This is a genomic window from Frankia sp. CcWB2 (genome assembly GCF_977927585.1).
The window spans coordinates 1-12,425 of record NZ_CDWRCM010000125.1 but is presented as its reverse complement, the minus strand read 5'-3'; the positions used below and the strand labels follow the sequence as shown (position 1 = coordinate 12,425).

The following is a 12,425-nucleotide window of genomic DNA, read 5'->3' as shown; positions in this document are numbered from 1 at the left end:
CCCTCGAACAGCTCGTTCTTCGCGGCCGCATACAGGATGTAGATACCGCACACGCCGATCAGGCAGCCCATGAAGTTGCGCCGCACGAATCGCCAGTTACGAGGATCACGATTCTGCCGGAGCAGTACGTACAACCCCGGGAGGAAGATCAGGACGGTTTCTTTCGACCAGAAAGCGAAGGCCATGAAGATCCCGGCGAACGCCGCCGCCGCGACACTGCGGCGCGGCGACGCCGCGCACACCAGGGCGGCGAGCAGCCACATCACGGCGATGTTGTCGAGGAACGCCATCCGCTGATACCACAGGGCGAGCGGTGAAAGCGAGAAGACGAGCAGGGCCAGGCCGGCGAAGAACCGTCGTAGGCCGAGGAGCCGGCCGAACCGGTACAGTAGCACGCAGCTCACCAGATGCACGCCGAACATGAGCTCGCGGGCGGCGGTGACCGCCGTCGGCGCCCGGTTGAAACCATCAGTGATCTTCGTGTAGATGGCAATTAACAGCCATCCGCCGAACGGATGGTCGTACCAGTACGTGTAATGCGCGATCCGGTTCCAGTACTGCATCGAATACGCCTGGGCGGCATACGTGCCCTCGTCGTCGGTGACGCGGCCCGGCCAGCCGTCGAAGTTATAACCGTGCAGCACCGCCGCCACCGTCAGGAGCACGGCGAGCAGGAGCAGGCTGCGGCGGCGGGCGCCGGCCCAGCCGACCAGTCGGCCGGCGAGCTCCCCGGCCCGGGCGGCGATCCAGGTCACGGCGGTCTGCGGGCCGAGCAATCGGGGGTACGGGTTCGCGGCGTCGGGTGCGGTCACGACGCCGCCTCCAGCTCGAAGCGGCCGGAGGCGGTGCTGTGGTGGGCCCCGGAGTGGGAGGTCTTCTCCCACTCGACCCGGCCACGCAGCAACCGGGCCGTGGCGCGCACTGCGGCGGCGGAAAGCGCGAGCTGGTACAGCGGGGCGCAGGGCACGAGCCGCACGCTGTCCCAGCGACGCAGATCGAGCCCGTACGCCTCGGCAAACTCGCGGAACGCCGCCTGTTCGGAGAAGACCGTCATGACGGTCGCACCGAACGGAAGCCAGAAGACGATGACCAGACCGGTCGGCGCCGCCAGGAACAACGTGAGGACCAGCGACACCGGCAGCAGGACGCCGGCGAGTGCCTGGAAGAACGGCATCGTGAGCATCTCCACCGCCATGATGCGCTGGCGTGCTCCCGGAAGCGCCCGCCAGTCCCCCTTGAAGAGGACCTGCATGAACCCCATCATCCAGCGGGTGCGCTGGACGACGAGTTTCGTGAGGCTTTCCGGGGTCTCCTCCCGGGTCGTCAGATCGGGGTGGTAGAAGACCGCGGTCGGGATTCCGGCGACCGAGGCCCGCACCCCGAGGTCACAGTCCTCGGTGAGGCAGGAGACGTCCCACCCACCGAGCCTTTCCAGCACCGTTCGCCGAATGAACACCGTATTGCCGCCAAGTGGGATGAAACGCGCGCGCCTGGAAACGCAGCCGCGACATGAACCAGATGTAGTACTCGAGGCAGCTGCGGGCCCGCCACCAGGAGGTGCCCGTGTCCAACCAGTGGAGGAACGCCCGCATCGGCGAGTGGTCCGCGGCGCGCCGCCACGCCGTGGCACGCGCGTTCATGAGCTGCACGCCGCCCTGGAAGATGCCGACGTCGGCGTGGCGCAGGGCCAGCGTGTTCACGTAACGCAGGAGTCCCCCGGCGATCAGGGACTCCGCGTCGACGACGCCGACCAGGTCTCCGGTGCAGTGCCGGCGGGCGTCCTCCAGGGACAGGGGTTTACTACGCCGGCTGCCTTCGGGCGCGACGACCCGCACGTTGGAATGCCGGCCAGCGATCTCCTCGGCGACCCGCCGGGTCTCCTGGTCGACCTCGTCATGGGACACCATCACGACCAGTTCCACCAGGTCGTGGGGGTAGTCGCCGGCAAGAATCTGGGTCAGGGTCCGCCCGAGCACCGGCTCGTCGCGGGCGGGGACGATGAGCGAGAAGCGGTTGCGGGGCGCGAGGTTGCCGGTCAGGTCCACGTGATGCACCCGCTCGGGGCGCTGCCAGCTGTACTGGCCGCGCACGAGAGTCAGGCTGGCGACCAGCAGCATCAGCAGCGAGACGATCGTCCATGTGGCGAGCAGCACGACGTGGTGATGCTCGGCCGCACGCACCCCCAGCGTCACCGCGAGGGGCACGCTGACCAGCGCCCACACCCAGCGGCGCCGGCGGCTGGCGCCGGGGGTCGACCCGCGGGCCCGCGCCCGGAACCGACGGGACAGGACCAAGCCGCCGGTCACCGCCGCCACCGCGCCCAGCACCACGGCGAACGGCTGGCCCAGGCGCGGACCGCCGTACGAGACCAGCCTGATGTCCGGCGAACCGGCGAACATGTAGACGTACCAGCCGCCCGACTCGCACGCGAGCCGGGCGAGCCACGGGATCCGCCGGCCCCGGCCACCCCGGCCGAACATCCGAGGCAGGACGATCGCGAGTGCTCCGGGCAGGAGGTAGGACGTGCTCCCGTCGAGACCGGCCAGCTCGGACAGCACGAGGGCCGACGTGGTGTGCAGGGCGGCCCCCACCCCGCGGCCCCCCACCTCGCGGCCCCCACCTCGCGGCCACTGCGATCCACGGCCGAGGTGAGCGTCGGGGCACGCGGGGAGCTCGGTGCGCACGGGCCTGCCGACGCGCACCGCGGGGGAGCGCCCGCGCACGCGGGACTTCGGAATCGGAATCAGCATCAGAATCGGATGTCACCTGTACCTGCCTGAAAGGGGTGGGCACGGAGCACCGCGGGCGGGCGACACCGCGGCGGGTCCGGTCCCCGGCCTGGATGGAGGGTCAGTTCGCCGCGACGAGCTTCGGGAGGTCGGCCACGTACTCGGCGACCGTGGTATCGGCGAATTAGCTCCTCGCCATTCCCTTGTAGTTCGTCGTTGGCGTGGAATACGCCAAGGTGCCGCCGGCAAGCAGGATCCGCCCGTCGGGGAGCTGCACATGCCCGGAACAGAACAGCCGGATGAGGACCCCGTCGGCGCCGAGGCGTACGCCGTCACCGGCGGGTGGGCTACGAAACCGCACCGGGCACCCCGTCCTCCGACGGCCTTCCGCGCGACGGCGACGCCGCCCGCTCAGGCACCGCCCGCTCAGGCACCGCCCGTCGCCGGTACACCAGCCGATCCACCACCAGGTATCGGACGATCACCGCGGCGGCCAGGGACATCAGGGTCGAGATGCCGACGCCGAGATGCCATCGCCCGACCAGCACCGCGAGCAGTGGCAGCCGGATGACCAGATCGAGGTTGTTGATGAGCGCGAACGCCGGATAGCGACGCAGCCGGGAACCCGTCTCCCGGTCCCAGGCCAGGAGCTCGCAGCCGAGGAAGTTCCAGCCGATGGCGATCTGGGTCGCGACGATCGCCGCGGCCAGGTAGTGCAGGCCGACGTGGTGAAGCACGGCGGTGCCAAGCAGGTTCGGCACCGTCCCGGACGCCCCGACCAGGGCGAAGCGCGCGGGCTTCGGAACCCGCAACGCGAACAGCCGCCGGGCGAAGCGGGCGCCTTCGGTCAGCGAGGCGTTGGAGGTCCCGGCGTGCCGCTCGGCGAAGGCGTACCCGATCTCGCGGACACGCAGCCGTCCGGACGCGACGAGCAGCTCCAGCAGGATCTTGTAGCCGTCCGGTCGCAGGCCGGCCCGGTCCACGACGGCAACCCGCACCAGGAAGAAGCCGCTCATCACGTCCGAGACGCCGCGCAGCCGACGGGGGAAGACCCACCGGCACAACCGGTTGGACCCCGTCGAGACCAGGTGCCGCATGCTTCCAGCGAGCCCCGATGCGCTGCCGCCGGACACGTACCGGCTGCCGATCACCACGTCGGCGGCATGTTCCACGGCGGTGCCGAGCAGCGCCGGGATGGTCTCCGGCGGATGCTGGAGGTCCCCATCGATGATCACCGCATAGGGTGCGGCACAGAGCGCGAAGCCCTCGCTGACCGCGCCCCCAGCCCGCCGACCCGCTGGGCCGGGGTCCGATGGTGCACCCGTACCGGTAACCGCATCGAGGGGCGGACGCGCGCGATGACCTCGGGTGTTCCGTCGTCGGAGTCGTCAACAAAGATCACTTCTCCGAACAGGCCGTGCAGCGCATCGTCGAGGCGCCGCAGCAGCGGTTCGACGTTGTGCGCCTCGTTGCGGGTGGGTATCACGACCGACACCTGTGGCCCGACGTCCACCCGGGGACCGACGTCCACCCGGGGACCGACCGGTTCCGCGGCCGAACCGCCCGTCCGCTCGGGACGCTCCAGCGGGGGGCGGGGATGCGGCAGAACGGGCAGGCGGAGCAGGCCCGTGCGGTCGTCCGGTCCGCCCTCCGGCCCGGTCCGGCTCCCCCGATCGGCCCTACTTTCTTGATCGGTCCTACCCCCCTGACCGGTCGAGGTCATCGGGTCCCCCGGGGCCACTGACCCGCGAAACGCGGGTCAGTGCCGAGATAATCCCGATCCGTCGAATTCCGGACAATACAGTGCAACATTCACACGGCCACATTCCTGTGGTGATCATAACAAATTTCCCCCAGAGGCAGCAGAATAAGAGAAGTCCCGGATCGAGCCATCTACCGGCACCCCATGCCCGATCCGGGCCCTACGGTCATAAGGCCGGGCGAAAAATTACCGCAGGCCGTCGGCGGACGGGGGCGGGTGACCACCAGGAGCACTCCGAGACACGGTCTCCCCGCTAAGCCGGGTGCGCCCGTGCCACACCGCACTCCACCGGCACGCTTCCCGACACTTCCGGGCAACCCGGTTGACCGGTACCGCCCGGCCCTATAGGGGACGTAATGAAGTAACAAATACGTGATCGAGAGCATCATCGCAGGTCACAGGCCTGTGGAGGGTTCGAAACGCGCAAGTTATTTCATTTCGACTCCATAGGGCCACAAGTCCCGGCCCCACGGAGCGGCACATCGCGACAACACGTGGAACCACCCCGGCCGGGTTGACGACAATCACGACCGCAGAACCCCGCGCCCATAGACTTCCCAGCCATAAACCCCAGGGAGCACGGTGTCAGACCAGCCTCGCAAGAGCAGAGCGGACAGGGGGCACGTTCGCCTCAACCAACGGGATCTCCACGTCCTCGAATGGATCTTCGACATGCGAGCCGCCTTCGAATCGGACATCTCGGAGATTCTCGGCCCGGAACACCCGATCTCCAAGAACGCGGCTCGCGCCGTCGTGAAGCGATGGGAGAACGCCGGAGTCGCCTCCGCCGATCCCGTACTCGCCGGCCAGGGCCGGCTCGTACGGCTCACCGCCGAGGGCACCCGGCTGGCCAGTTCGATGGAGCTGGAATCCGACGGGGCGGCGACGAGCGCGGCGGGGGCCGTGCGCCACGCCATGGTCGCCCGCGCCCGGCTGCGGATCGAGAACGCCGGGGTGGGCGGGTCGCGGGTGCTGGCCTGGATCAGCGAGCGACAGTGGCGGCACGAGAACGAGGCCGCCCTGCACACCGGGTCGCACGTTCCCGACGGATTCGTCCGCCTCGATGGCGGGATGACGGGAGTCGTGCAGGTCGGCCACACCCGGGTGGAGGTCGCCCGGCTCCGGCCACTGGTCGCGAAGCTCGCCCGTAACCACCCCGTCGTCGTGCTCGCCGTTCCCCGGGGGGAGCTGGCCGGCAACCCGGCCGGCCCGTCCGCGGTCGCCGACGGTGGCGGCCTGCCGGCGACGGTCTTCACCGTGGAGATCTGAGCCCGGCGAGATGCTCGGCGAGCAGCTCGGCGAGATGCCGCCCGCGCCGGGCGGCGACGTGTTCGGCCTGGGCCCGGCAGGAGAATCCGTCGGCGAGCAGCACGGTGCCCGCGGGAGCCGAGGCGATCGCCGGGCCCAGGGTGCGGGCGGCGATCGCCATCGACACGTCGTAGTGCCCGGCCTCCATGCCGAAGTTGCCGGCCAGGCCGCAGCACCCGGCGAGGACGGTGACGTCCGCGCCGGCCACCGCCAGCAGGCCGCGGTCGGCGGCGAATCCCATGACCGCGTGCTGGTGGCAGTGCGGCTGGGCGAGGACGCGCACCCCGTCGAGGCGCGGCGGAGTCCAGCCGACGGTGTCGCCGAGCAGCTCGGCGAGGGTACGCACCGCACCGGCGACCAGCGCGGCGGCGGGGTCGCCCGCGAGCAGCTCGACGAGGTCGCCGCGCAGCACCGCCGTGCAGGACGGTTCCAGACCGACGATCGGCGTCCCGGCCCGGGCGTACGGCGCGAGGCGGTCGACGGTCGCCCGCAACCGGCGGCGCGCGCCGTCGAGCTGGCCGGTGGTGATCCAGGTGAGACCACAGCACGCGGGGCCCGGCGGCACGATCACCCGGTAGCCGGCGTCCGCCAGCACTGCCACGGCGGCTCGGCCGACCTCGGGGGAGAAGGCCTCCGTGAACGTGTCGATCCACAGCACCACCTCCCGGCTGTGGGCCTCGCGTCTGTGGGCCGGCCGCCCGTCAGCCAGGTACCCGTTTCCCCGGTCCGGGCCGCCGTGCTCGCGCCACCAGCGGCTGAACGGTTGCCTGGCGAAGGCCGGCACCTCGCGGCGCACGTCCATGCCCCCCACCCGCAGCAGCAGCCGTCGCACCGCCGGTCCGGCCAGCACCGCGTTGACCAGGCGTGGCGCCCGCCCGGCGACCCGGGCCCAGCGGGGCAACCAGCCGAGCACGTAATGGCTGACCGGCCGGAGCCGATGCCGGTAGGCGCGGAACAGCACCTCGGACTTGTACGTCGCCATGTCCACCCCGGCCGCGCAGTCGCGCGCGCACGCCTTGCACGACAGGCACAGGTCGAGCACCTCGGCCACCTCCGGGGCCCGGGCGCCCCCGGCACCTCCGCGGACCAGCGAGCCGTTCGCCATCTCCTGCAGCACCCTGGCCCGGCCGCGGGTGGAATCCTTCTCGTCGCGCGTCGCGAGGTACGACGGGCACATGAAGCCGCCGGCCGCCGGCGTGTCGGCCCGGCAGGTGCCCAGCCCGACGCAGCGGTGGACGGCCCGCCCGAACTCCCCCGCGTCGGCGGTGAAGGCGAATCCGCCGCTGGCGGGCAGCGGGCGAGCCGCCGGCAGGCGCAGGTCGGCGTCGATCGGCCTCGGCCGGACCAGCACACCCGGATTGAGAAGATCGTCCGGATCGAACAGGGCCTTGAAACCGGCGAAGACGCCGAGCGCGGCCGGCGAGTACATCCTGGCCAGCAGCTCACCGCGGGCCCGGCCGTCCCCGTGCTCACCGGATATCGAGCCGCCGTAGGAGGCGACCAGGTCGGCGGCCTCGGTCAGGAACGGGCGCAGGCGCCCCGGGGCGTCCGCCAACGGTAGATCAAGCCGGATGTGCACGCAGCCGTCCCCGAAGTGTCCGTACGGCACCCCGTCGATCCGGTGCGCACGCAGCAGGTCCTCGAAGTCACGCAGGTAGGCCCCCAGGCGCTGCGGCGGCACGGCCGCGTCCTCCCAGCCGGGCCAGGCCGGTTCCCCCGCCGCGGTCCGCCCGGCGAGACCCGCGCCGTCCTCGCGGATCCGCCAGAGGGCGCGGGTCTGCGGGCCGGTGGGCAGCACCCGGGTGGCCCTCGTGCCCGCGGCGGCCGCCAACGCCCGGCCGGCCGCGAGCGTCTCCGCCGGGCTCGCCCCACCGACCTCGACGAACAGCCAGCCGGTGCCGGCGGGAAGCTCCGGTACGGCCCGCGGTCCCCGGTGCCGGCGCACGATGTCGACCAGGCGCGCGTCCATGCCCTCCACCGCCAGCGGAGCGTGCGGGAACAGCAGCGGCACGGCGTCCGCGGCGGCCGGCATGTCCGGATAGCCCAGCACGACCATCGCGGTCGCGGCCGGTCGGGGGACGAGGCGGACGGTCGCCCCGAGCACGACCACGCAGGTGCCCTCGGAGCCCACCAGTGCCTTCGCCAGGTCGCCGCCGCGTTCGGGCAGCAGGTGCTCCAGCGAGTAGCCGGAGACCTGGCGGGGGAACCTGCCGAGTTCGGTGCGCAGGACCGCCAGGTTGGCCCGGACGAGGTCGTCGAGCCCGGGGACTGCCGGATGCCCGGAGCCACCCGAACGCCCGGAGCCACCCGGGCCGACCCGCAGCCGACGTCCCGTGCCGTCGAGCACGTCGAGGTCGACGATGTTGTCGGCGGTCCGGCCGTAGGCGATCGCCCGTGCGCCGCAGGCGTTGTTGCCGATCATGCCGCCGATGGTGCAGCGGGCATGGGTGGAGGGATCCGGACCGAATCGCAGCCCGTGCCGGCCAGCCGCCGCCTGGAGGCTGTCCAGGATGACCCCGGGCTGCACGCTCGCGGTGCGGGCGGCCGGGTCCAGGGAGATGACGCGGTGCAGGTGGCGGCTGAGATCCATCACCACCCCGGGGCCCACGGCGTTGCCCGCGATGGAGGTGCCCGCTCCCCGGGTGGTCAGCGGGGTCGCGGTGGACCGGCAAACCGCCACGATCGCCAGGATGTCCTCGACCTCCCGGGGGAACACCACGACCGCGGGTGGCACCCGGTAGTTCGAGGCGTCGGAGGAGTACTCGGCCCGGCGCCGGGCCGAGGCGTCGACCATGGGCCGGACCGCTCGATCATGATCCACACTGGTGCCAGCGACCATCGACCCGGCCGTGGTCGGTCGCTCCCCGAGCGCCGCCCGCAGCATCCGGGCCAGCTCCGCCCGGTCCCCGGCCCCTGTTCCGACCCCGGCCCGGTCACCGAGACGCCGAAACTGTCGGCGAAACTGTTCGACCCGCACGCGACGCTGCTCCCGCTGCACCCCACCATCCTCGCCACGGGCCGGGCCGGCCGCACCGGATCGGCCTGCCACTGTGGATCTTCAATGAGATCACCCTCCCGGAACCCGGGCACGGCACGGTCGGTGGCCTCCTTCGGCCGCTCACTGATGTTGACCATGCCGACGATCCTGCCCCCTGGTCACAGTGCTGCACGACTGGTTGACCCACCCAGTCCAGCCCTTGGGCAGCATGATCTCCAGCTCGGTTCGCAGTTCCCCACCGTCCTGCAGGCGGCTCCACTTGTAGATCGTCTCGTGGGACACGCGCATGCTCTCGTCATCGGGGAACTCCTTACGCACTCTCTCGCTGATCCGTTTCGGGGACCACTTCTCGTCCAGGCCCGCGTTGACCTCGTCGCGCAACGGCGGCGACGCGACGAGTTTGCGTTCCTTCGGACGCGCGCGCATCGCGTCACAACGCGCCTGCGCGTCCGCCGCCCAGTATGCTTCCTCGCCGCCGTTACGCTCGATCTCCCGTGAAAGCGTCGAGTGATGCCGGCCGAGCATCTTCGCGATGATCCGCGCCGATTGGTTCCGACCCAGCTCTCGGGAAATTACCTCCCGCTCCTCGATTGTCAACTGCTCCCGCCGGCCCATCCACCATCAGTCCCTCGGCTCCACCATCCAGTCCCTCGACGCCAAAGCGATCATCATATCGAGACGTTGCTACGCCCATTTGACCCCGCCATGTCCATGGTCGACCGGTCAGCGCGCCTGGGCCCGTACAAGCAGATACTCAGCGTCGAGCTCGACCCGGTCCGCCACCACGGAATTCTCAGTGAAACAGCTCTCGATCTCCTGTCGCAATTCCCGCGCGGCCGGTGGGTCCAGCGAGATCAGGGCGGCGACGTGGGGCGGGGAGTAACGGAGGAAGAAGTCCGCGGCGGCCGCCGCTGTCGGGAAGGAGTACCTGATACACGCGGATATGCACTCGATGTCGTGAAAGTAGGGCGTGAGCCTGGGGAGCACGACGTCGCGCACTCCCCACTCATTGGGCTCGGGCAGGCTCTCGGGGAGGGGGAGGCGACGCTTTATGATCGCGTTGAGCCGGCCCATGAACCCGGTAGGGGTGAAGTTCGCCAGGCCAACCTGGCCGCCGGGCCGCAGCACTCGGTGGACCTCGGCGGTGGCCGCGTCGGGTCGCGGTGCGAACCAGATGCCGCAGGCGGAGAGAGCCACGTCGCAGCTGGCGTCCGACAAGGGAAGGTCCTCGGCATCGCCTTCGAGGACGGTGATCTCCAACCCGGCCTCCTGGGCCCGGGCCCGGGCCAGCTCCACCATCCGCGGCGTGATGTCGACGGCGGTGACCAGCGCGCCCCGTCGGCCCGCGGCTAGCGCTACGTTCCCGGTGGCGGTGGCCACGTCGACAACCCGCTGGCCCGCCCGCACTCCGGCCCAGTCGCACAGCGCTTCGGCAATGGGTAGCTGCCGGTCGGCGATCAGCTGGTAGTCCCCCATAGTCCAGATGATCCGACCGCGATTCTTGACGCCATGTGGGTCATCCGTCGTCATGGCATGCCTCCCGTCGATAGAGTGAGCGTTCCGTGATGTCGCGTGGCGACTGAGCTGCAGGGCAAGGAAGAGTTATCGCGCGTCTCGTGACGAAGCTGAACAAGCATCACTCCTCCACCGAACGGGCCGGCAGTTCCATTGGGCTCCCTCTCAAGACAGTGCTCACGAGCGCAGACGACATTCGGTCAGCGCGAAAGGCGTTGAGGCAGAGATGACACGAGGTCGTTGAGGATTCTCGTCCACCGCGAACGCCACCGCGTCATCTGCCTACCAGCTTCTCCGAGACGACACGGCGTACCGCTTGCGCTACCTGCTCGACGTCAAGCAGTGTCTGCCGCTCAAGGAGTCGAAATGAAATAACTTGCGCGTTTCGAACCCTCCACAGGCCTGTGACCTGCGATGATGCTCTCGATCACGTATTTGTTACTTCATTACGTCCCCCAAGGGGCGGGCTAAACGGTGTCGGTACATCTGCAGCCGTCACTCGTACCGGAGCCGCCATCAGCCGCCAGAATCGCTCCTCGGCGAGCGAGGCGACAAGCTCGCTCGCGAAGCTGCAGGTGCGGGGTGCCGGATCGACGACGACGACCCGGCCAGTTTTCTCAACCGAAGCGTTGATCGTCTCGTAATCCAATGGAACGAGCGAGCGCGGGTCGACGACCTCGACCGAGATCCCCTCTGTCTCAAGCCTCTGCGCAGCAGCAAGAGCGACTCTGACAGCACCAGCGATCGCAACCACCGTCACGTCAGTCCCCTCACGCTTTATATCCGCCAAGCCAAGTGGAATCACGTAGTCTTCATCCGGGACCGGGCCCCGCATTTCGAACAGCGTAGCGTCCCTGAACAGCAGCACCGGATCGTCCTCACGAATCGCTGCCGTTGTCAGCCCCTTCATGTCGTACGGAGTGCTCGGAGCGACGATCTTCAAGCCCGGGCTGTTGGCGAACAGCGCGAACGGACGATCCGCGTGATGGGCGGCTTCCGAATTACCATAGAAGACTGGCACAAGCAGCAGTAGCGGTACCTTCGCCTGCCCACCCGACATATAGCGGATCTTCGCCGCCTGATTCACTATCTGATCCATCGCCGAGTACAGAAATGTCGAGCACGCCATATCGATCACCGGACGGAGACCCGTCAATGCTGCCCCCACGCCGACACCGACGGAAGCCGCCTCCGAGATCGGTAGATTCCGAATACGCTCCTTACCGAACTCATCAACAGGGAAACGGCCATACAGGTTGGCCCGCAAATCCTGAGCCATAAAGAACACCGACGGATCGTGGCGCATCTTCTCAGCAATCGCCGCAAGAGTCGCATCGAAATACGTCAGCTGTGTCGTTTCCCGCACCTCAGTGCCCATCACCGGCTCCTGATCGCAATCGGGTTGACGAACACGTCCTCGAACGCCTCACCGGGCTCGGGAAGTGGGCTTTCCTGGGCAAAAAGGATAGCTCCCTCCATCTCCCTGGCCACCTCGGCTTCCAGGTGCACAGCATCCTCGCCAGTCAGTACCCCACGGCTACGGAGCTCTTCCCGGAACAACACGATCGGATCCCGCGCCCGCCACTCCTCCACCTCCTCTGGCGAGCGGTAGCGCGGCAAGCTCCCTTGCGAGTCGACGACCTCGACGTGCTCACGGAAGCGATACGTCTTCGCATCAACCAGGCTCGGCCCGCCTCCGGAACGAGCACGCGCCGCCGCCGCCGAAACCGCCGCATACACCGCCAGCACATCCTGACCATCAACGCAGGCGCCCGGCATCGCATAGGCCGCCGCCCGGTCGGCGACATTCTCCACTGCCATCGCCTCCTGAATTGGGGACGTTACCGCATAACCATTGTTCTCGCAGAGAAAAACCGTCGGCACAGCCCAAATCGCCGCCAGATTCAACGCCTCGTGAAACGGACCAGCGTTCGCAGTGCCATCACCAAAAAAGCTCAAACATACCTGACCTGTCTCGCGCATCTTCGCGCTCAATCCTGCTCCAACCGCAATCGGCAAACTCCCACCAACAATCCCCGACTCACCAAGGCTGCCCACCGAGAAATCCGTCAGATGCAACGACCCACCCTTGCCCCGGCAGACTCCTGCTGAC

10 protein-coding genes and 1 pseudogene are annotated in these 12,425 nt (G+C 69.2%); 1 reads left to right on the top strand and 10 read right to left on the bottom strand.

The genetic code is table 11. The features are described 5' to 3' along the window. From ACY45C_RS13980 to ACY45C_RS13960, 5 genes and pseudogenes are all read right to left on the bottom strand, one after another. On the bottom strand, window positions 1-812 hold an 812-nt coding region (locus ACY45C_RS13980), incomplete at its 3' end, for an ArnT family glycosyltransferase (protein WP_462188039.1). After that, window positions 809-2,117, bottom strand: a pseudogene (locus ACY45C_RS13975) (glycosyltransferase family 2 protein). The gene ACY45C_RS13980 and the pseudogene ACY45C_RS13975, both read right to left, overlap by 4 nt. 796 nt (window positions 2,118-2,913) lie before the next feature. Beyond that, window positions 2,914-3,090 carry a hypothetical protein gene (locus ACY45C_RS13970; protein ID WP_462188038.1) on the bottom strand — a complete coding sequence of 59 codons (177 nt, stop codon included), beginning with the start codon at window positions 3,088-3,090 and terminating at the stop codon, window positions 2,914-2,916. Further along, complete coding sequence (locus tag ACY45C_RS13965) at window positions 3,077-3,964, bottom strand: GtrA family protein (RefSeq protein ID WP_462188037.1); 888 nt, start codon at window positions 3,962-3,964, stop codon at window positions 3,077-3,079. Before ACY45C_RS13965 ends, ACY45C_RS13970 begins: the two co-directional genes overlap by 14 nt. Then, window positions 3,961-4,452 carry a glycosyltransferase gene (locus tag ACY45C_RS13960; RefSeq protein WP_462188036.1) on the bottom strand — a complete coding sequence of 164 codons (492 nt, stop codon included), beginning with the start codon at window positions 4,450-4,452 and terminating at the stop codon, window positions 3,961-3,963. The genes ACY45C_RS13965 and ACY45C_RS13960 overlap by 4 nt, the downstream gene beginning before the upstream one ends. Before the next feature lie 711 nt (window positions 4,453-5,163). On the opposite strand from ACY45C_RS13960, the gene ACY45C_RS13955 reads away from it, so the two are divergent. After that, window positions 5,164-5,760 (top strand): hypothetical protein, encoded by a 597-nt coding sequence (locus tag ACY45C_RS13955; protein ID WP_462188035.1) that lies wholly within the window; start codon window positions 5,164-5,166, stop codon window positions 5,758-5,760. Here the strand turns inward: ACY45C_RS13955 and ACY45C_RS13950 are convergent. From ACY45C_RS13950 to ACY45C_RS13930, 5 genes are all read right to left on the bottom strand, one after another. Then, entirely contained in the window at window positions 5,744-8,638 is a 2,895-nt protein-coding gene (locus ACY45C_RS13950) for an FAD-binding and (Fe-S)-binding domain-containing protein (protein WP_462188040.1), read from the bottom strand. The two genes, ACY45C_RS13955 and ACY45C_RS13950, sit on opposite strands and share 17 nt — an antisense overlap. A 279-nt stretch (window positions 8,639-8,917) precedes the next feature. Then, the gene (locus ACY45C_RS13945; RefSeq protein WP_462188034.1) at window positions 8,918-9,412 is read right to left on the bottom strand and encodes a transposase; all 495 of its coding nucleotides are present in this window, start codon (window positions 9,410-9,412) and stop codon (window positions 8,918-8,920) included. Window positions 9,413-9,520: 108 nt separating this feature from the next. Further along, complete coding sequence (locus ACY45C_RS13940; protein WP_462188033.1) at window positions 9,521-10,327, bottom strand: class I SAM-dependent methyltransferase; 807 nt, start codon at window positions 10,325-10,327, stop codon at window positions 9,521-9,523. A 412-nt stretch (window positions 10,328-10,739) separates the two neighbouring features. Then, window positions 10,740-11,690, bottom strand: coding sequence for an alpha-ketoacid dehydrogenase subunit beta (locus ACY45C_RS13935; protein WP_462188032.1), 951 nt, complete (start codon window positions 11,688-11,690; stop codon window positions 10,740-10,742). Further along, a partial coding sequence (locus tag ACY45C_RS13930; RefSeq protein WP_462188031.1) for a thiamine pyrophosphate-dependent dehydrogenase E1 component subunit alpha occupies window positions 11,690-12,425 on the bottom strand: 736 nt, incomplete at its 5' end. The genes ACY45C_RS13930 and ACY45C_RS13935, both read right to left, overlap by 1 nt.

Bases quoted from the DNA above. Each gene is read 5' to 3' on its own strand.
- ACY45C_RS13945 (WP_462188034.1), bottom strand. From the start codon at position 9,412: ATGGGCCGGCGGGAGCAGTTGACAATCGAGGAGCGGGAGGTAATTTCC.
- ACY45C_RS13950 (WP_462188040.1), bottom strand. From the start codon at position 8,638: ATGGTCGCTGGCACCAGTGTGGATCATGATCGAGCGGTCCGGCCCATG.
- ACY45C_RS13940 (WP_462188033.1), bottom strand. From the start codon at position 10,327: ATGACGACGGATGACCCACATGGCGTCAAGAATCGCGGTCGGATCATC.
- ACY45C_RS13955 (WP_462188035.1), top strand. From the start codon at position 5,164: ATGCGAGCCGCCTTCGAATCGGACATCTCGGAGATTCTCGGCCCGGAA.
- ACY45C_RS13960 (WP_462188036.1), bottom strand. From the start codon at position 4,452: ATGACCTCGACCGGTCAGGGGGGTAGGACCGATCAAGAAAGTAGGGCC.
- ACY45C_RS13935 (WP_462188032.1), bottom strand. From the start codon at position 11,690: ATGGGCACTGAGGTGCGGGAAACGACACAGCTGACGTATTTCGATGCG.